Consider the following 20,783-nt stretch of genomic DNA (forward strand, 5'->3'; position numbering starts at 1 on the left):
AACGAAGATTTTATCAATAAAACATTCCCGAATTAAAAGATCTGAAAGCTGACGATAACCCTGTATTCATGATCGTAAGACCCCGACAAGTTGCTCAGAATCCTTAAACTTGTGCATTTTTCAGATAGATTTCTTGTCAGAACCAAGCGTTTGCTTAAATTTGCAGGCTGATAGTTAACCGGATAGTGAATAGCAAGAACCTTACTACTGACTACTGGCTGCTAACTTGTAGAAATACTAATACTAAAATTAATAACATGAGTTTGAAAATTGTTGTATTGGCAAAACAAGTTCCCGACACACGAAACGTTGGGAAAGATGCCATGAAAGCCGACGGAACTATTAACCGTGCGGCACTCCCTGCCATCTTCAACCCCGAAGACCTGAATGCTCTAGAACAGGCTCTCCGACTGAAAGATGCTCACCCAGGCTCTACCGTTACCATCCTGACCATGGGACCGGGACGTGCAGCTGACATTATTCGTGAAGGACTTTTCCGTGGTGCCGATAACGGTTATTTGCTGACAGACCGTGCTTTTGCCGGTGCTGATACGCTGGCTACTTCGTACGCTCTGGCAACAGCCATCAAGAAAATAGGTGAATATGACATCATCATCGGCGGTCGTCAGGCTATCGATGGAGATACGGCACAGGTAGGACCGCAGGTTGCAGAAAAGCTGGGACTGACTCAGATTACGTATGCCGAAGAGATCCTGAAAGTAGGTGACGGAAGCATCACCGTAAAACGCCACATCGACGGCGGTGTGGAAACAGTAGAAGGACCCTTGCCCATCGTTATCACTGTCAACGGAAGTGCAGCTCCCTGCCGCCCGCGCAATGCTAAACTGGTTCAGAAGTACAAACACGCCAAAACCATTACCGAGAAGCAACAGGGTAACCTGGACTACACCGACCTGTACGACACCCGTGACTACCTGAATCTGGTGGAATGGAGCGTAGCAGACGTAAACGGTGATCTGAAACAATGCGGCCTCAGCGGTTCGCCGACAAAGGTAAAAGCGATCCAGAACATCGTGTTCCAAGCGAAAGAGAGTAAAACCATCAGCGGCAGCGACCGTGAAGTGGAAGAACTGATTGTTGAACTGTTGGAGAACCACACTATTGGATAAGAGGAGAGAAAAGATATGAATAACTTATTTGTATATTGCGAAATAGAAGACGGCATCGTCGCAGACGTAAGCCTCGAACTTCTGACAAAAGGACGCTCGTTAGCCAATCAGTTGGGTTGCCAGCTCGAAGCAGTCGTTGCCGGAACCGGACTTAAAGATATTGAAAAACAGATCCTCCCGTACGGAGTAGACAAACTCCATGTATTCGACGGTGAAGGACTTTATCCTTATACTTCACTCCCCCACACTTCAATCCTGGTCAATCTGTTCAAAGAAGAACAACCGCAAATCTGCCTGATGGGTGCAACCGTTATCGGTCGTGACCTCGGTCCGCGCGTATCCTCAGCCCTGACCAGTGGTCTGACAGCCGACTGTACATCATTGGAAATAGGCGATCACGAAGATAAGAAAGAAGGCAAGGTCTACAAGAACCTGCTTTATCAGATTCGTCCTGCATTCGGTGGCAACATCGTTGCTACCATTGTCAACCCCGAACACCGTCCTCAAATGGCAACCGTTCGCGAAGGAGTGATGAAAAAAGCCATTCTGGCAGCAGACTACAAAGGTGAAGTAATCCATCATGATGTGAAGAAATATGTAGCCGACACCGATTACGTAGTGAAAGTCATCGAACGTCATGTAGAAAAAGCAAAGAACAACCTGAAGGGTTCTCCCATCATCATCGCCGGTGGTTATGGTGTAGGTTCGAAAGAAAACTTCAACTTGCTGTTTGATCTTGCAAAGGTATTAAACGCAGAAGTAGGTGCCAGCCGTGCAGCCGTAGACGCAGGTTTCGTTGAGCACGACCGCCAGATCGGACAGACCGGTGTTACGGTACGTCCCAAACTCTATATTGCCTGCGGTATCTCCGGACAGATTCAGCACATCGCCGGTATGCAGGAAAGCGGTATCATCATCTCTATCAACAACGATCCGTCAGCTCCGATCAATACGATTGCAGACTATGTAATCAACGGAACCATCGAAGAAGTTGTACCGAAGATGATTAAGTATTATAAACAAAACAGTAAGTAAGAAATGGCTAACTTTTATTTAGATACTCCGGAACTCAAGCATCACTTGAACCATCCGTTGATGAAGAGAATTGTTGAGCTGAAAGAGCGCAACTATGCTGATAAAGATAAATTCGACTATGCTCCGGTAGACTTCGAAGACGCAATGGACAGCTACGACAAAGTGCTGGAAATTGTAGGAGAAATCTGTGGTGACATCATCGCTCCCAATGCAGAAGGTGTCGATCATGAAGGCCCGGTCTGCGCCGACAATCGTGTGACCTATGCCAGCGGGACTACCCGGAACCTGGATGCCTGCCGCAAAGCAGGGCTGATGGGCATGGCTATGCCCCGCCGTTTTGGAGGCTTGAACTTCCCGATCACTCCGTACATTATGGCTGCCGATATCGTGAGCCGCAGTGATGCCGGTTTCGAGAACCTGTGGGGATTGCAGGATTGTGCTGAAACCATTTACGAATTTGCCAACGAAGAACAGAAGCAACGTTATATCACCCGCGTATGCCAGGGTGAAACCATGTCAATGGACCTGACGGAACCGGATGCAGGTTCCGATCTCCAGTCTGTCATGTTGAAAGCCACTTACAGTGAAAAAGACCAATGCTGGTATCTGAACGGAGTGAAACGCTTCATCACAAACGGTGATGCCGATATTCACCTCGTACTGGCACGTTCGGAAGAAGGAACACACGACGGACGCGGTCTTTCCATGTTCATCTACGACAAGCGCAATGGTGGAGTAAACGTACGCCGTATTGAGAACAAAATGGGTATCAAAGGCTCTCCTACCTGCGAGTTGGTATATAAAAATGCCAAGGCCGAACTTTGCGGTGACCGCAAACTGGGTCTGATCAAATATGTAATGGCGTTGATGAACGGTGCCCGCCTGGGTATTGCCGCTCAGTCGGTAGGATTGTCACAGGCTGCTTACAATGAAGCTCTGGCTTATGCCAAAGATCGTAAACAGTTCGGTAAGGCAATCATCGAATTCCCCGCCGTGGCCGAAATACTTTCTCTGATGAAAGCCAAACTGGATGCTTCCCGTTCACTGTTGTACGAGACAGCCCGTTTCGTAGACGTTTACAAAGCACTGGACGACATTGCCAAGGAGCGCAAACTGACTCCGGAAGAACGTGCCGAACAGAAAACATTCGCTAAACTGGCTGACGCCTTCACCCCGCTGGGCAAAGGCATGGGCAGTGAGTTTGCCAACCAGAACGCTTACGACTGTATTCAGATTCACGGCGGTTCGGGCTTTATGAAAGATTATGCCTGCGAACGTATTTACCGTGATTCACGTATCACTTCCATTTACGAGGGTACCACTCAGTTGCAGGTTGTGGCCGCCATCCGTTATGTAACGACCGGCGCTTACCTGGCCCGTATCCAGGAATACGAGAATATGCCGGTAGCTCCCGAACTGGAAGGCTTACAGAACCGTCTGAAAAGCATGGCAAGCAAATACGCGGCTTGTGTGACTCAAATCACAGAGGCAAAAGATCAGGAACTGCTCGACTTCTGTGCACGCCGCCTCGTAGAAATGGCAGCTCACATCATCATGGGTCACCTGATGGTACAGGACGCTTCAAAGAGCGATCTGTTCTCTGAATCGGCTCAAGTATATGTACGCTATGCAGAAGCTGAAGTAGAAAAACATATCAACTTTATCCGCAAATTCGATAAAGACGATCTGGCTTACTACAGAAAGTAAAGAGTTTACTCCAATACTAAAAAAGGGATTCGGACGACCGGATCCCTTTTCTTTTTGCATTACGGGAGGGCAACAAGGCATTTTATCCTCCGAAAATACCCAATTAATGTCAAATGATTTGGCTATGTGGCTGGTTTTTACGAATATTGCAACAAAATTAAAGAGATACCGGATTACGGCTCAATATGACACGAAAAACTTCAGTAAATAATCTATTAAAAGAAAAACAATTATGCGGAAAATCACGTTAGGTCTGATACTATGCAGCATGGTTACGCTCTGCTTTGCCGGTCAACGACCTTTAGAGGGATTTAAGTATGCCTCGGAAAAAGCCCCGGTGGGCAATGAATGGGAATCACCGGAGAACATTGCACTCAACAAAGAACAACCACGAGCCTGGTTCTTTTCCTTCCAGGATGTGGAAAGCGCACGCAAAGTGTTACCGGAGAACAGTAAATACTGGTTGTCACTGAATGGTGACTGGAAATTCAATTGGGCACCCGATCCGGATTCTCGCCCCAAAGATTTTTATCAGACTACTTTCGATGTTTCGGGCTGGGACAACATTCCCGTCCCTTCAAGCTGGAATATCTATGGTATCCAGAAAGACGGTAGCCTGAAATACGGAGTACCTATCTATGTGAACCAACCTGTCATTTTCATGCACAAAGTGAAAGTAGACGACTGGCGCGGAGGTGTGATGCGTACTCCTCCCACTAACTGGACTACTTATAAATACCGTAACGAAGTGGGTTCCTACCGTCGCGACTTCGACATCCCCCAAGATTGGGACGGTCGTGAAGTATTTATCAACTTCGACGGTGTGGACTCTTTCTTCTACCTCTGGATCAACGGCCAGTACGTAGGTTTCTCAAAAAACTCACGCAATACGGCCAGTTTCAATATCACCCCCTATCTGCAAAAAGGAAAGAACACCGTTGCTGCCGAAGTATACCGCAGTTCAGACGGCTCGTTCCTCGAAGCACAGGATATGTTCCGCTTACCGGGTATCTTCCGTACCGTAGCTCTCTACTCTACTCCAAAAGTACAGGTACGTGACCTCGTGGTAATCCCCGACCTGGACGAGACATACACCAACGGTTCGTTGGCCATCAGCGCCGACATCCGCAACTTTGGCAAGAAAGCAGCCAAAGGATACCAGATGGCGTATACACTATATGCTAATAAACTGTACTCGGATGAAAACACTCCGGTTGCCAATGCCGTTGCTTCGGCCACTGTGAATCTGGTGAACCCGAACGAAACCGTAGAAGCGGAAAAAGCGATCATGAACGTACAGTCCCCCAACAAATGGTCGGCTGAATTCCCCCACCTCTACACACTCGTTGCAGAACTGAAAGACAAGAAAGGCAAAACAATAGAAACCGTTTCGACTACCGTAGGTTTCCGCAAAGTGGAAATCAAAGATACTCCTGCTTCTGCTGACGAATTCGGACTGGCAGGCCGCTATTACTACGTAAACGGCAAAACCGTAAAACTGAAAGGTGTCAACCGCCACGAATCAAATCCGGCTGTGGGACATGCCATCACCCGTGAAATGATGGAGAAAGAGGTTATGCTGATGAAACGTGCCAACATCAATCACGTACGTAACTCTCACTATCCGGACGATCCGTACTGGTACTATCTGTGCAACAAATACGGACTCTACCTGGAAGATGAAGCCAACATCGAATCTCACGAGTATTATTACGGAGCCGCTTCCCTGTCTCATCCGGTGGAATGGAAAAACGCCCATGTAGCCCGTGTGATGGAAATGGTTCATGCCAACGTAAACAATCCTTCGATTGTCATCTGGTCATTAGGCAACGAAGCCGGACCGGGAAAGAACTTCATAGCAGCTTACGATGCACTGAAAGCATTCGACCTCTCACGCCCTGTTCAGTATGAACGTAACAACGATATCGTCGATATGGGTTCCAACCAGTATCCTTCCATCGGCTGGATGCGCGGTGCTGTGAAAGGCAACTATGACATCAAATATCCGTTCCACGTTTCGGAATATGCTCACTCTATGGGTAACGCCTGCGGTAACCTGGTGGACTACTGGGAAGCTATCGAATCGACCAACTTCTTCTGCGGCGGCGCAATCTGGGACTGGGTAGACCAATCGATGTACAACTATGACAAGAAAACCGGTGAACGCTACCTGGCTTATGGCGGTGATTTCGGCGATACTCCGAACGACGGTCAATTCGTTATGAACGGTATCGTATTCGGCGATCTGGAACCGAAACCTCAGTATTATGAAGTGAAAAAGGTATACCAGCACATCGACGTGAAGGCTATCGATGTAGAAAAAGGCCGGTTTGAAGTGTTCAACAAGTATTACTTCAAGAACCTTTCGGACTATGATGTGAAATGGTCACTCTACGAAAACGGCAAAGAAGCACAATCGGGCCTATTGAGCATAGGCGAAGTAGCTCCGCGTACCCGTACGCAGATTACTGTTCCTTATCAGTTCAGTAAGCTGAAAGCCGATTCGGAATATTTCGTGAAGATTCAATTCCTGCTGAAAGACAACATGCCTTGGGCTGACAAGAACTTCGCACAAGCAGAAGAACAGATACTTGTGAAAGAGGCTACCGCACGTCCTTCTATCGCCACCGTAGCAGCCGAGGGCGACAAACCGGAAGTGATGATGACTAAAGCGAGCGATATCATTACCATCAAAGGCAATGGTTACACAGCTCAGTTCGATATCAAGACAGGTACTATCTACAGTCTGACATACGGAAACGAGAAGGTGATTACTGACGGCAACGGTCCGAAGCTGGATGCGCTCCGTGCTTTCACCAATAACGATAACTGGTTCTATTCACAGTGGTTTGATAATGGTTTGCACAACCTGAAGCATTCAGCTACCGGGTTCAATATGACTACCAAAGAAGATGGTACAGTCGTATTGTCATTCACAGTACAGTCTCAGGCTCCTAATGCAGCCAAGATTCTGGGTGGAACAAGCTCGGGCAAGAACAAGATTGAGGAACTGACAGACAAGAAGTTCGGCAGCAGTGACTTCAAGTTTACTACCAACCAGGTATGGACAGTCTACAAAGACGGTTCTATCGAACTGGAAGCAAGCATCACCTCCAATCAGCCGAGTCTCGTATTGCCTCGTCTGGGATACATGGTACGTGTGCCTCAGCAATATGCCAACTTTACTTACTACGGACGCGGTCCTATCGACAACTACGCCGACCGTAAAGTAGGACAGTTCATCGAGCAACATAAGAATACGGTTGCCGGAGAGTTCGTCAACTTCCCCAAACCGCAAGATATGGGTAATCACGAAGACGTACGCTGGTGTGCCCTGACCAACAATGCAGGCAACGGTGCCGTGTTTATAGCTACCGACCGTTTGTCGGCTTCAGCTCTGCCTTACTCTGCACTCGACCTGATTCTGGCTTCACATCCGTATCAGTTACCGAAAGCCGGTGATACTTATCTTCACCTGGATGCAGCCGTAACCGGCCTGGGTGGTAACAGCTGCGGTCAAGGCGGCCCGTTGGAGCAAGACCGTGTCTTCGCCAGCCATCACAACACAGGTTTCATTATCCGCCCCGCAGGTAAAGACCTGACTGTAACAGCCAATGTAGCTCCCGCCGGAGAGATGCCGTTGTCCATAACCCGCAACCGTGCCGGTGTGGTATCTGTATCATCACAGAAAAAAGACGCCGTTATCCTTTATACAGTAGATAAGAGTAAATCCAAAACTTATACCGAACCGATCGCACTACGCAATGGCGGTACGGTGACTGCCTGGTTCAAAGATGCACCTTTCATCAAGGCAAGCATGACATTCGACAAGATCGAAAGCATCCAGACAGAAGTAATCTACGCAAGTAGCGAAGAATCGGACGGTGGCGAAGCCAAGAACCTGACAGACGGTGATCCGAATACCATCTGGCACACCATGTTCTCTGTAACGGTGGCTAAACACCCGCATTGGGTAGACCTGGATGCCGGCGAAGTGAAAACAATCAAAGGTTTCACTTACCTGCCCCGTCAGGACAGCAGCAACGGTAATGTGAAAGACTACACCATCCACGTAAGTATGGACGGTAAAGAATGGGGTGAACCTATCCTGAAAGGTACTTTCGCAAGAGACCTGAAAGAGAAGAAAGTAATGTTCGATAAACCTGTGAAAGCCCGTTATATCCGCTTCACCGCCTTGAGCGAACAACGCGGACAAGACTATGCTTCGGGTGCCGAACTGACTATCCTGGCTGAATAAGCACAGGCAAGCATAAAAAACAGAGCCTTTATCAGGGCGGAACAGACACTCTGTCCGCCCTTGATAAAGGCTCTGTTTATATGATATAGAGGCTCCGGCCGAAACCATCGGGACCTCAGTATTTCAACACATGAAACAATCTTTTCACCAATCCTCCATAATGCCTTCTCTCTTAAAGACAATAAGCTGGTTCCGGAGCGAACTGATTTCCCTTCGCATGATTTCCATCCTTTCCAGCAAATGATGAATGGCATCGATACCTTCCATATTGATGGACAGGTCATAATACATACGGCTGTATCGTTCCACATCCGGAAGTTGCGACGCAAGCAGATAGTGCTCGCCTCCCTCGGTGCGTACCTCAATCAAGCCACCTTCCTCTAACAGGTCGATAAATGAAGGCTCAATATGACATTTGTGACAGTATTCACTGACAATTATTAATTCGGTCTGCATAGTGCTCTTTCATTATTAGTTCATACTCTGTTGTAACTCTCTGAACAGTTCTTTCTGCCTATCTGTCAGATTGGTAGGTATCTTGACTGAATAAGTGATGATCAAGTCGCCAAACTGTCCTTCTTTTTTATAAACGGGAAAACCTTTACCTTTCAGGCGCACTTTCGTTCCATTCTGGGTTTCGGGCTTTATCTTCAGTTTCACTTTACCTTCCAGTGTATCGATCACCTTCTCACCACCCAGTACGGCAGTATAAAGATCCATCTCCACATCCACATACAGGTCGTCTCCAAGACGCTTGAATACAGAGTCTTCGGCTATCTTGAAAGTGATATACAGGTCTCCTGCAGGGCCACCGTTGATGCCTTCGCCTCCGTATCCCTTCAACTTAATCACCTGTCCGTCGGCTACACCGGCCGGTATCGTAATACGAACCTGTTTGCCATTCACATTCAACACCTGTTTGTGGGTCCGGGCCGCATCGCGAAGAGACAGGTGCAATTCTGCATTAAAATCTTGTCCTCGGAAGCCTGCATTGCCTCGTCCGCCTCCTCCTCTATGTCCGAACATAGATTCAAAGAAGTCCGAGAATCCTCCGGCATCACCACCCGAGAACCCCTCTCCATCGGACGAGTACCAATAAGAACCGCCGTCTCCGCCAAAGCCGGAGAATCCTCCTCCGCCTCCACCGGCATGCTGCCGCGCCTTCTTCTGCGCTTCGAATTCGTCCGCATGTTTCCAATGTTCGCCGTATTCGTCGTACTTTTTCCTTTTCTCCGGATCGCTCAATACTTCGTTAGCTTCATTAATCTCCTGAAACTTATCCTTAGCGCTTGGGTCATTAGGATTCAGGTCCGGATGATATTTACGGGCCAATTTACGGAAAGCCTTTTTAATATCATCCTGAGAAGCATTTTTGTCAACTCCGAGAATCTTGTAATAATCTATATAAGCCATGTTTTTATATATTTAAACCTCTATATTAAGTGTATACAAACAACACGCCAACCTGAGTTTTAGATTCAAGTTTTAGCACAAATTAAGAGCCTATTTAGATTTTACCCGAATAAAATTTCATTGGAGCTTTATCGGTCCGCCTTGAGTTTCCTTTCGGTCTGTTCCACCGTTTGTATTCGTCACATAGCCCGGCTATACTCCTCACAAAACAAGAACATATCCTTGACAACAATACCGGGCCAGATCAAAACAGACCTTCAGGTCCATCCGGCAAATACTTCAAGAGAGTGGTGAATCAAATTCAACGGACAGGGCTTTCGAGCAGCATATCCTCTCTGACAGGAAGACGGAACCAGAAGCAGGAACCCTTTCCTTCCCGGGTCTCCACTCCGATCGTTCCTCCCAACCGTTCGATAATCACCCGGCAGATGGCAAGTCCCAGTCCGGTACCTTTGATAAAAGTATTCAGTTTGACAAAACGCTCGAAAACCTTTCCCGCCTGATCGGCAGGGATGCCGATACCTGTATCCTTTACAAAGAAATAAAGTTCGTCCTTTTGCCTGGTCAGCCGATAGCCCAAAGTAATGGAACCTTCGGAAGTGAACTTCATTGCATTGTTCATCAAATTCATGATGACCTGTGACAAGCGCAAACGGTCGGTATTGATTACGCAACCGGGTTCTTTTTCAGTAAACATGATCTGCACCTCCGGGCGTTGATTCTTCTGCTGCATCTGTAAACAGATGTCTTCCATCAGTTCATTGATATCCGTCGGGGCATAAGAGAAATCCATTGTCCCCGCTTCTATTTTCGACAGGTCGAGAATATCATCTATCAATTGCAGTAAAAGCTCATTGTTCGAAGTGACAATCCGGATATACTCCTCCTTCTCTTCAACATCGTCCGTCTGGCAAATCAGATCGGAGAAACCGATGATGGCATTGAGCGGCGTACGTATTTCATGGCTCATATTGGCAAGGAACGCCGACTTCAGCCGATTGGACTCTTCGGCCTTCTCTTTGGCTTCCTGCAACATACGTTCTACTTTCAGTTTCTCGGTAATATCTTCAAAGCGTAGCAGTCCGCCGATAATTTCGTTTCCCGTATCATCATAAACGGGGGTGGCGGTGATCTCAAAGTCCACATGATCCACATGGGTGATGTGTCTCACGATCTTACCGGTACCGATAGCCTCCCGAAAAGCACATTTTCCGCACGGTTGGGTTCCCTGCCCCGTAGTCCGGTAGCAAACAGTGCCGGGAGTATAATGGCGTCCGGAAACCAGATTTTTAATATTACCGGTCTCTTCCCATTGCACCAGATAGTTCCGGTCGATATAAATCAATCCGAAATCAATGCTTCTCAAAGCCAGTTTTTGCTTACATACGGCTCCTTCCAACTGCTCTTTGGCAGCCAGCAGTTCTCTTTCGTACATTTTCAGCTGGGTGATTTCCCAACGGGCCACCAACAGCCATTTACCCAATTTACCCGAAGATATGATCGACTTCATCACAAGTGTATCGTGCACTTTTCCGTCAGCAGTGACATACCTCTCTTCCGCCTTATAAGGTATTCCGGCCCTGACAAGATCCTCATCTATCTTCCGGTACTGCTTCCCCCTTTCTTCACCAAAGATATCGACATCGGAGAAGCCGACGGCATCTTTGCGGCTGATGCCCGACTGTAACTCGGATTCTTTATTCCAGTAGGTATACTTGAATTGTTCCTGAATATCTTTCACCATGATAGGAAACGGGAGATTATCTAAAATATCAAACAGGAAACGACGATAGTCGTCATCAGCCGAAGCCGACTTACGAAGCAGGAAGTTCTGATAGAGCAGGAAGCAAACGGTCAGAAACAAAAGCAGGGATAATACATAAAGCCACAGACAGTCTGTTACTCCCGTCACCAATAGTAGTTGGATTGTCATAATTGCATGTTGTGATGAATCGACAGTAAATATAGATATTATTCTCCTACTTTCAACACAAAACACAACAAAAGTACCGAAAGGAAGCAAAGTTTCGAGATGCTGACACTTATCTATCCCAAGGTATCTCCCGAAATCAAACCATGCGGCAAATGTAAATGTGTCACAACTCGTATTCACTACAGATTACACAGATAAATATTATTGGTTATCAATCGATTAAAAATCGTTTTGTATAAATCCGTGTAATCTGTAGTGAATCCTGCTCCTTGCCGGATTGCACGTTAGCCCGGCATTTTCAACGTATCCCCATCTTTCCGAACATCTCAAAGTCCTCTTTACGTAACCCGATGTCATCGTACGAACGCGGCTCGTTGTGGTCGTTCAGGTAAAAACGGGGGAACTCTGTATAGGACGGACTGGCCACCGATAATGAATCGTTTACATAGGTGGTGGTCACCCCGGCCAGATCGAGTACCGAATGGAACACCACCCGGTTCGAAGCAACAGATTTGTGACGATTCTTCTGTAAAGCGTCCATATGCTCAGGATACTTCTCCCGATAGGTGTCCGAAGTCCAGACAATGAACGGTACATGCAACTGATAGTAGGAAGGCACGGGAGACGCATGCAGGAAGAGATGACGATGGTCGTCAAAAATATCTTCTCCATGATCCGAAGTATAGAGCATAGCCGACCCGGCATCCTGTTGCTGCAGCAGGCCGATCAGCCTTGACAGAAAATCGTCGGTATAACGGATGGAATTGTCATAGGCATTAATCAGATTATCCCGATACTTAAATTCGGCATCGGCAGGACTGTCGGGTTGGAAAAAGGCAGCTTCGGCAGGATAACGTTCCCGATAGTTGAAGTGTGACCCGTAGGTGTGCAACACGATAAACTGTTTGCGGTTTCCTTTCGCAAGTTCCTCTTGCACCAATGCCAGCAGATAATCATCCGAAAGATTCTGACCGGCAGTCAACGAATCTTCCTTGATGAAGTCACAGTGATCGGCTTCTTTTCCAAAGAAGTCGATAAAAGAGTTGTTGTAACGCTGATTGGAGAAGAAAGCTGTCTTGAAACCTGCTTCTTTGAAAGCGGTAATAATTCCTTTCTGATGATAGATGGAATCGAAATTCTCTGCCGAAACGGCAGACATGAGCATCGGAACACTCTTATGAGTTGTATTCGATTGGGTCAGCACATTCGTAAAAGCCGTCAGGCCGGATACCTCCGACAGTTTGGGATTTGTCTCACGATCATAACCGTACAACGACCAATTGAGCGCACGGGAAGTCTCTCCCACTACCAGTACGTAAATCTCCCGGTCTTCTGCCGGATGCGTGGCGGCGGCATTGAAAGTGAAATCCTTCGAAGTCTCTTCATAATCGAGAGTCCGGGCATTCCGCTCCACGGCAAGCACTACGTTATAGCACACATTGACCGGATATAAATCGGAAGTCATCTCGTACTTCTTATCCAACAGGAAGGCCGCTCCCAACGATACCAGACCTGCACCCAGCACAACCCACGCACGTCTCCGTTCCCTGCGGATAAAGCCGACGGAAAGCGTACGCTTACGGACAATGGAGATCATCCCCAGTATCAGGGCCGGGATGTACAGGATCACAATCGTAATCAAAGCCGGCAACAGGTTGTCGAGCAACTCCATGGCTTCGGAAGAATTGGTAGTCGCCAGGTTCAGGAACATATCCACCGCAATGATGGACTGCCCGAACAGATAGAGCAACACGATCTGAAAGGCCCCGAAGAATACGAAAAGGAATAAAATCCAGAGCATCTTTCCGCAATTCCTGGAAAGGGTCATAATCAGATAATAACACCCCAATGGCAACAGGACATTGGCAATCTTGGCTACAAGCGGCAAAGGTTCGGTGAAACACAATACAACGTTGGGCACTATCAGCACAAACAGGAACAGGTAGAACAAATTCTCCTGATTACCGAACCATTTTTTTATACTATTAAAAAGCTTCATTGATATTAAATATAAATCCGGTCTGGCCTTTTCCAAACCCTAAATCCAATCGTACATTTACTCTCTTCTTAAACTCCCACCGATAGCCAAAGCCATAGTTGGGAAGTATATGTTTCACTTTGAATGAGGAAAAGTCGGGGAAAACATTTCCGGCTCCCACCCAGACGGCTACTCCGTTCCGTTTCCATACGTGCTGGCGGAGTTCCACCTGCATGTCCACCACATTCTTATCGCGGTACCGGCCATCATAATAGCCACGCATGGAGTACGAACTTCCCAAGGTAGCCATCAGCCCCCAAGGCGGATTGCCGTAGGTCAGCAGGGTATGGAATTGTCCGGCAAGTATTCCGCCTTTCCACACCCGGCGATAGTAACTGGTGGTCAGTTCCGTACTACTGAAAGCGTAGTCATTCCCCAGAAATGCCGGACTGAAACGCTGGTCTATGCGCAGATAATATCCTTTATAGGCATTCGTCAGGAAATCTCTCGAGTCGTACACCAGAGAAAGTCCCGCACTGACATTGGAGGTGCGGGCATCCATCCCTTGCCAAAGCTCGGGTTTCTCAAAATTCCTCCCATCGATATAGTCGAAACTTGCCATAGGCCCCAGATAGAAGTTTTTTGCCATCCGGAACATAAAGTCAACCTTTACCTGTGCCTGAAAGCGCTTGTAACTGCTTTCATTCTCGTCATTCACCGCATTCCGGTAGCCGACGCCCCAATACAGACTGGGGAAAGAATAGAAATAAAGGTTATAATTGAGCCGGTACTTGTCTTTCGGAAATATATGACTTCCGCGTACACCGAGCAGATAGAACCCGACAGTGGACACATCGCCATACAGCGAAACAGTAGAGAGAGGAAGCAGTGTATCGGCACGGTCGGTACGGTATAGTCCGGCGGCTACCAAGCCCAGTCCGAGTTTGGTGTCACTGGAATAATGCGGGCCACCGATCACACTGAAGTCAAACTTTTTGTTCTTCTTCTCCTTGTTGGCATCATTGAAGTAGTCCAGGAATTTCTTGAAGAAACTACGTTTCACCGCGACAGAATCAGCAGTGACGGATACAGAAGCAGAGTCCTCTATCACAGGAATATGCGTAATCGGTGAGAGGCTGTCGTTGTGATTCTCTCCTTGTGCCAAAGATGCAGTCCACACGATGGAGAAGCATCCCAGTAATAGCCAGTTTTTGTGTCTAGGTCTCATATATTGTTCCCTCTTTAGAAAACTCAATTTGCAAAAGTAGTTTCATCCCGCCTTGTTACAATCATATTACATTCTCTTTTATCTTTTATTGCCTCCATTTAACACTTAATAAACAGAAAATGTTCAAAATCCAAGGTATGAGACCGTATGGCTCAATCCCAAAAACTTGTAAATAACCTATAATGTCAACTAATAAAAGCTCCCTGCTATTCCTTAAGTAAATTAAATCCGCTTTATTTGTATCATACAGCTTAACACATTCCCCAACCTTAAACAATGCTTCCATGATGCCGGCTGCACTACACCGGATATTAGAGACAGCCCCACTTAGCATTACAATAAGATAAAGGTTAGTTAAGAAAGCTATCATAATAGGTATTTAAGGTAGACAATCAATCCGATTGTTTTCAGTAAATGACCCGTCTCCCCCCCCCAAGGAGAGCGTGGTTTGTATAACCTGAGGTCCGCCCCTGCGAAGGTCCGGACCTTTATTATGCCTTCTTGCCAAGGCAAGTTCCACTCCTTCGGAACATCAGTACGACGAGTTACCCATCCGGCAGCATACGAGTTGTGCAACTCGGGCACTACCAGTTGCACAACTCGTCATGCACCAGTTGCACAACTGGTATTCCCTGCCTTCCCAAGTACAAGAATCTATCTTCCGGACAAAGATAAAGTAACGTTCCGTAAGGTTTTTACCGACAAATCTTTATCTTTACAGTCTCAACTTTAACGATACATATATGAAAAGCAAACTACTCTTCTTACTGCTACTTTTGGGAAGCAGCTACATCACAGCACAGACAGTGATTGAAAATCCCCCTTTCGAAACACGTCAGGGAAGTATACACACCATCTCGAAAATAGAACTCTCGCCAACAGAAACCCGACTGACGATACGGACTGTGTTCCGCCCGCAATGGTGGACCAGTCTGGACAGCCTGACTTACATTTACGCTCCCGAAAGCAAAAAGCAACTGTATCCCCTGCGCATAGAAGGACGTAAATTTGGCGAACAGGTGACGACTCCCGCCTCCGGTATCATAGAGGACGATTGTGTCATCACCTATCCTCCCTTGCCCGAAGGCACTACCCGGATAGACTGGATGGACGACAACCTGAATTCGGAAACCAATACTTACGGCATCTTGCTGGTGAAACCTCAGGAAACCAAAGAACAGGCCTCCCTCCGCAAGATTCACGGCAACTGGCAGCAAGCCGATGCCCAAAACGGATGGGACATCGGAATTTATGATTCACTAGCCATTATGGACAACCGTTTCTGGAAATATGATCTTTGCCGGAAACAGGGAAAAAAATTCAAACTGAACTTAAAAGACGAAACAGGCGAACAGTGCCTGCTTGAAATAACACAGGAAAAAGACGGCAACCTATGTATCGGAAAAAACGGGGGAAAAGCCAATAAGTATATCCGTGCCGGGCGTCCACAAAGAAATTATGCGGCAACAACAGCAGCCACAGCCCCACAAACAGCCTTCTTCCGGAAAGACACGGTTCACATACGCGGATTCCTGGATGGCTACAGTCCCAAACTGGGATTCACTACCGTACTGATTTATACGGACAATCACATAACTAATGAAGGCACTCCCGCCGTAGTCACCATCCATCCGGACGGACGCTTTGAATCGGACTTCGTCGTCAATTATCCCGGAGTACATCACCTCTCTATGGGCAACAACTGGATGACGTTCTATATCAGGCCGGGCGAGACACTGATGCTTTATATCAATTGGGAAGACCATCTGGACTATCTACGCCAGAGGAGACTGAAACCTATGTTGACAGAAACTCTGTACATGGGACCTTCAAGCAGCATAAATCAGGAACTGATGCCTTGTGAACCGCTGTTCTCAAAAGACTATCACATCATACAGAATGCATGCAAAACGCTGACACCCTCTGAATTCAAAACACAGCAGGAACCGATGTACAAGTTGTGGATGCATCGGGTCGACTCGCTGGAGCAATCGAAAACACTACAACCCGAAGCGATGCAAATGCTGAAGAACGATGTGATGATAAATTACGGCGCCTGGCTCTTGGAGTTTATCCTGATGAGAGACATGGATGCCCGTAAAGATACGACCAACACGATATTGAAAATAAAGGAAACCCCGGACTATTATGACTTCCTGAAAGCAATGCCGTTGAATGATGTCCGCAGCATCGGTTGCAACAACTTCTCCACCTTTATCAACCGCATTGAATTTATGAACCCTTTTCTCCCGGCAAGCTGGCAAATAAAGAATGGGACGGACGATCGGATGGAGAAATATGCAGAAAGCTGGAGGAAAAAAAAGGAGATATTGCAGGACACAACAGGAATGCCCTTCCCGGTAGTCGGCGAACTTATCCTGACACGTTCCTATCCGTTCCTAGCCAAAACACTTGAGAACGAGAAGAAGGCTTTTGCCCTGCTGGACACACTGAAGGGATATCTGCACGACCCATTCCTGGTAGCAGAAGCCGAACGTATGTACCGTCAGGTTTATCCCGTACAGGGGAACAAGCCACAAGAACTTCCGGCAGGAAAAGGTACGGACATTATCCGTAAACTGACAGCACCTTATCTGGGAAAATTTGTAATTATCGACTTTTGGGCAACGTCTTGCGGTCCTTGCCGTGCCAGCATCGAACAACATGCTGATTTGAGAAAAGACTACCGCAACAGTCCCGATATCAAGTTTATCTTTGTCACCAGTAATCAGGACTCACCTGAAAAAGCTTACGAAAACTATGTGGAGAAGCATCTGAAAGAGGAAACCATCTTCCGCCTTCCACAAAGCGACTATAACTATCTGAGGGAACTATTCCATTTCAATGGCATTCCCCGTTACGTATTGTTGGATCGGGACGGCAAATTGCTGGACGAGAACTTCCCGATGTATAATATCGAACTGTTCCTGAAAGAATCTAAGATAAGGAAGGAATAAAAAAGATTGTTCACCACGGAGTAACACAGAGTCCCACAGAGTTTTAATTTCTATTATTTTTCCCTCTGTGAGACTCTGTGTTACCCTGTGATGAGCATCTGCCCCTATTGGATATAAAACTAATTTTTCAGTATACGGATAAACGTATCGATATCTTCTTCCGTTGTATCAAATGAAGTGACCAGACGTATTTCGTCGGCTTCCTCATTCCAGAAATAGAAGAAATAAGTTTGCAGCATGCGATCTGTTTCGGCACGGGGCATAGTCAGGAACAACTGGTTGCTTTCCACCTTCTGAGTGAAACGTACGCCGGGAACCTGTTCCAGGGCATCGGCAAGACGCTTTGCCATAGCATTGGCATGGGTTGCGTTTTTCAGCCACAGTTCGTCTGTCAGATAGGCAGTGAACTGACAGGATAGATAACGCATTTTGGATGCCAACTGAGCCGATTGCTTGCGTATGAAACGCGCTTCCGACTTCAACGAATCATCGAATACGATCACACACTCTCCCATCATCAGCCCGTTCTTGGTTCCACCGAAACTAAGCACATCGATACCACAATCCACAGTCAGCGCTCGCAATGAAAGCCCCAGCGAAGCACAAGCATTGGCGATGCGCGCACCGTCCATATGTACCCACATACCGTATTGATGGGCCAACGAAGTGATGGCTTTCAATTCGTCGGGTGTATAAATAGTACCCAGTTCCGTACATTCCGAAAGATAAATGGCCCCCGGCTGGGAATGATGCTGGTCGGCAAAGCCATGCAGATAGGGTGTGATCAGTTGCGGAGTCAGTTTTCCGTCGGGAGTGGCGATAGGACGGATCTGACAACCGGTCATCTTCACCGGAGAGCCACATTCATCCACATAAATGTGCGCAGTTTCGGCACAAAGGATAGAGTTGTAAGGACGAGTCATCAATTGCAGGGCAATGACATTGCTGCCTGTTCCATTGAAAACAAACAGTGGCTCACAATCGGCTACAAACGTTTCTTTAATTTTCCGGACAGCTTCTTCTGTCCACAAATCGTCGCCATAGCCCAAGGCATGATCCCGGTTAGCCCGTGTCAGGGCTTCCATAATGGCAGGATGCACACCCGAATTATTATCAGAGGCAAAACTTCTCATAGTGTGTTAAAGATAAATTATTCTGCAAAGGAAGAAAATTATTCGCAGAAAAAGAAAGGATTTCACCACAGAGTGCCCCCAAAGACTGTTCAGGAATGAAACTTCTTCTTACGAAGCCAGTAATCCAATCCGAGCAACAACAGGACCAACGTTGCAATATAGCTATAGAAAGCCAACAGGGAAGAATCAGCATGAGAAAAATCCATACCGGACAAGTACTCCTTGAAATTGAATTCCAATTTGAAAACAAGCGTATATACTCCCACTCCCAACAATAGCAATATACCCGCAATCATGCCGCACAGCATGACCCTCTCCTTCCGCTTCTGTTGTTTTTCCGCTTCCAGACGGATCTGCTCCATCATCCGATAATTAAAATTGGACGGCAATCTGCCGGGCTGCCTCCTTTGGAGGGCCTGTTTCAACGCATTTTCCGTATGCTTCTTATTTGTTTCCATCATCACTCCTTTCCGTTCATCAATACATAAATCTTTTTGCGGGTACGATGCAACTTTACCTTCACATTTCCCGGCGAAAGTTTCAGCACCTCTCCTATCTCTTCTATCGACTTTTCTTCATAATAGAAAAGTGTAATCAAGGCTTTTTCCTCGACATTCAGTAAATCGATAGCCTGAATCAACCTCGCTGTCCGCTCTTCATCATCAGTAGGATAAAGTATATCGTCAGCTTTTTCATCGGGCACGTTGTTGATCGTGTTCTCTTCTATATAAAGGAACTCCTGCTTTTTCTTGCGTGTGGCAGATACGGCCGTGGTATAAGCAATCCGATAAAGCCAGGTAGAGAAACGGCACTCCCCTCTATAACTACCCAGACACCGGAAAGCTTTCAGGAATACATCCTGGACCAACTCTTCCGCATCTTCGGAACAACCGACTATTTGTACAATCAGCACATAAAGCGGACGGCTGTAACGATCGAGAAATGCAGAAAAACATTCTGTATCTCCATCCAGTATCCGTGCTATATATTGTGTTTCGTCGTTCTGTACCATGATATCCGGTTAGACGCTGACAAATCTGAAAGGTTACAGCCCAAAAATATTTTTTTCTTTGTAACCTTTCCGCAGCCTGCTGCGTCAAACAGTGCAAAGAACGAAATTATTCACTTAAAAACATACGATCATGATGGATTTTATTACAGCCCCTTTAATTGTAGGCATCATTACTTTAGGTATTTACAAATTGTTCGAACTCTTTGCGTGCAGACGCGAACGCATCACGCTTATTGAAAAGTTAGGAGAGAAAATGTCTCAAACCGATCTTGAGCTAAACGGAAAAATCTGTCTGCCCGACTTTAATCGTCCCCAACTATCATTCGGAGCCCTGAAAGGCGGTTGCTTATTGCTGGGAGTAGGCTTAGGGCTACTAGTCGGATTTATCTTGAGCTATGTCAGTTTTTCTCCCTACGATCTCGACAGACTCGACAGAGGGTATACCCGCGAGATGGTTGGGGTCATCTACGGTTCGTGTACCCTTCTTTTCGGAGGAGCAGGATTAGTGGCCTCTTTCCTGATAGAACAGAACTTTGCAGCGAAAAAGAAAGAGAAATAAAAAATAATCCCCGGAATGTAATGCCGGCAATTGATGTGTCCCCCAATATTCGTATCTGACTTTTGGGGTACACTTCAAATGGACTGTTCCGGGGATTTCTTTGTCATAATAAGCAGCATCATCTACCCAATATAAACATTTACACAGAGGTAAACATAGAGTTCTTCCTCTTCCTGTTCAAACTCAATCTTATCTTCTCTGGCCAACCAACCCAGAGCTGCCCCCAAATCCTTGTCCTTCAGTCCGGATTTCTTTTTCAAGTTACCATAACTCCATTTGTCATTGTTACTCAACAATTGCCAAACTTTTCCGGCATTCAAGCCGATTTCATTTTTATCCATTTGATACAAAAGTTTAAAGGTTAAAACACATAAAGTTACTATTTACGCGGTGAAAGTTAACAAAATTATGCACGCATTGTTATTACAAAGACACTAAAA

At 46.7% G+C, this 20,783-nt stretch carries 15 protein-coding genes; 6 read left to right on the forward strand and 9 right to left on the reverse strand.

The genetic code is table 11. The features are described from left to right. The first annotated feature begins 257 nt into the window (after positions 1–257). The 4 genes from BF9343_RS15385 to BF9343_RS15400 all read left to right on the forward strand — a co-directional run bounded on the left by BF9343_RS15385 (position 258) and on the right by BF9343_RS15400 (position 8,130). Entirely contained in the window at positions 258–1,130 is an 873-nt protein-coding gene (locus BF9343_RS15385) for an electron transfer flavoprotein subunit beta/FixA family protein (RefSeq protein WP_005789703.1), read from the forward strand. 15 nt (positions 1,131–1,145) lie between these two features. Further along, a complete protein-coding gene (locus BF9343_RS15390; RefSeq protein ID WP_005798976.1) occupies positions 1,146–2,165 on the forward strand; it encodes an electron transfer flavoprotein subunit alpha/FixB family protein in 1,020 nt (339 codons plus the stop codon). Positions 2,166–2,168: 3 nt separating this feature from the next. Further along, positions 2,169–3,872: an acyl-CoA dehydrogenase family protein gene (locus BF9343_RS15395; protein ID WP_005789707.1), complete on the forward strand. Its 1,704-nt coding sequence runs from the start codon at positions 2,169–2,171 to the stop codon at positions 3,870–3,872. Positions 3,873–4,104: 232 nt separating this feature from the next. Then, positions 4,105–8,130: a glycoside hydrolase family 2 TIM barrel-domain containing protein gene (locus BF9343_RS15400; RefSeq protein ID WP_010993307.1), complete on the forward strand. Its 4,026-nt coding sequence runs from the start codon at positions 4,105–4,107 to the stop codon at positions 8,128–8,130. Between the two features lie 144 nt (positions 8,131–8,274). Here the strand turns inward: BF9343_RS15400 and BF9343_RS15405 are convergent, their stop codons facing one another. From BF9343_RS15405 to BF9343_RS15425, 5 genes are all read right to left on the reverse strand, one after another. Further along, positions 8,275–8,586, reverse strand: coding sequence for a chaperone modulator CbpM (locus tag BF9343_RS15405; RefSeq protein WP_005789711.1), 312 nt, complete (start codon positions 8,584–8,586; stop codon positions 8,275–8,277). A 15-nt stretch (positions 8,587–8,601) separates the two neighbouring features. After that, entirely contained in the window at positions 8,602–9,543 is a 942-nt protein-coding gene (locus BF9343_RS15410) for a DnaJ C-terminal domain-containing protein (protein WP_005789714.1), read from the reverse strand. Positions 9,544–9,844: 301 nt separating this feature from the next. Continuing rightward, complete coding sequence (locus BF9343_RS15415; protein ID WP_009292983.1) at positions 9,845–11,476, reverse strand: sensor histidine kinase; 1,632 nt, start codon at positions 11,474–11,476, stop codon at positions 9,845–9,847. Positions 11,477–11,774: 298 nt separating this feature from the next. After that, entirely contained in the window at positions 11,775–13,475 is a 1,701-nt protein-coding gene (locus tag BF9343_RS15420) for a lipid A phosphoethanolamine transferase (RefSeq protein ID WP_010993308.1), read from the reverse strand. Next, complete coding sequence (locus tag BF9343_RS15425) at positions 13,462–14,682, reverse strand: BamA/TamA family outer membrane protein (RefSeq protein WP_010993309.1); 1,221 nt, start codon at positions 14,680–14,682, stop codon at positions 13,462–13,464. The genes BF9343_RS15420 and BF9343_RS15425 overlap by 14 nt, the downstream gene beginning before the upstream one ends. Positions 14,683–15,425: 743 nt before the next feature. Here BF9343_RS15425 and BF9343_RS15435 point away from each other — a divergent pair. Then, on the forward strand, positions 15,426–17,639 hold the full coding sequence (locus BF9343_RS15435) for a TlpA family protein disulfide reductase (protein WP_005798983.1): 2,214 nt from the start codon (positions 15,426–15,428) through the stop codon (positions 17,637–17,639). A gap of 119 nt (positions 17,640–17,758) precedes the next feature. Here the strand turns inward: BF9343_RS15435 and BF9343_RS15440 are convergent, their stop codons facing one another. The 3 genes from BF9343_RS15440 to BF9343_RS15450 all read right to left on the reverse strand — a co-directional run bounded on the left by BF9343_RS15440 (position 17,759) and on the right by BF9343_RS15450 (position 19,784). Further along, a complete protein-coding gene (locus BF9343_RS15440; protein WP_010993310.1) occupies positions 17,759–18,772 on the reverse strand; it encodes a threonine aldolase family protein in 1,014 nt (337 codons plus the stop codon). Between the two features lie 89 nt (positions 18,773–18,861). Continuing rightward, positions 18,862–19,233, reverse strand: a complete 372-nt coding sequence (locus tag BF9343_RS15445) for a hypothetical protein (protein WP_005789729.1) — start codon at positions 19,231–19,233, stop codon at positions 18,862–18,864. Next, positions 19,233–19,784: an RNA polymerase sigma factor gene (locus tag BF9343_RS15450; protein ID WP_005789731.1), complete on the reverse strand. Its 552-nt coding sequence runs from the start codon at positions 19,782–19,784 to the stop codon at positions 19,233–19,235. Before BF9343_RS15450 ends, BF9343_RS15445 begins: the two co-directional genes overlap by 1 nt. Before the next feature lie 133 nt (positions 19,785–19,917). On the opposite strand from BF9343_RS15450, the gene BF9343_RS15455 reads away from it, so the two are divergent. After that, a complete protein-coding gene (locus tag BF9343_RS15455; RefSeq protein WP_005789733.1) occupies positions 19,918–20,343 on the forward strand; it encodes a DUF6249 domain-containing protein in 426 nt (141 codons plus the stop codon). A 122-nt stretch (positions 20,344–20,465) separates the two neighbouring features. Here BF9343_RS15455 and BF9343_RS15460 read toward each other — a convergent pair whose 3' ends face one another. After that, positions 20,466–20,684 (reverse strand): winged helix-turn-helix domain-containing protein, encoded by a 219-nt coding sequence (locus BF9343_RS15460; RefSeq protein WP_005789734.1) that lies wholly within the window; start codon positions 20,682–20,684, stop codon positions 20,466–20,468. Positions 20,685–20,783: the final 99 nt, after the last annotated feature.

Origin of the sequence: Bacteroides fragilis NCTC 9343 (assembly GCF_000025985.1) — a bacterium.
GTDB classification, from domain to species: domain Bacteria; phylum Bacteroidota; class Bacteroidia; order Bacteroidales; family Bacteroidaceae; genus Bacteroides; species Bacteroides fragilis.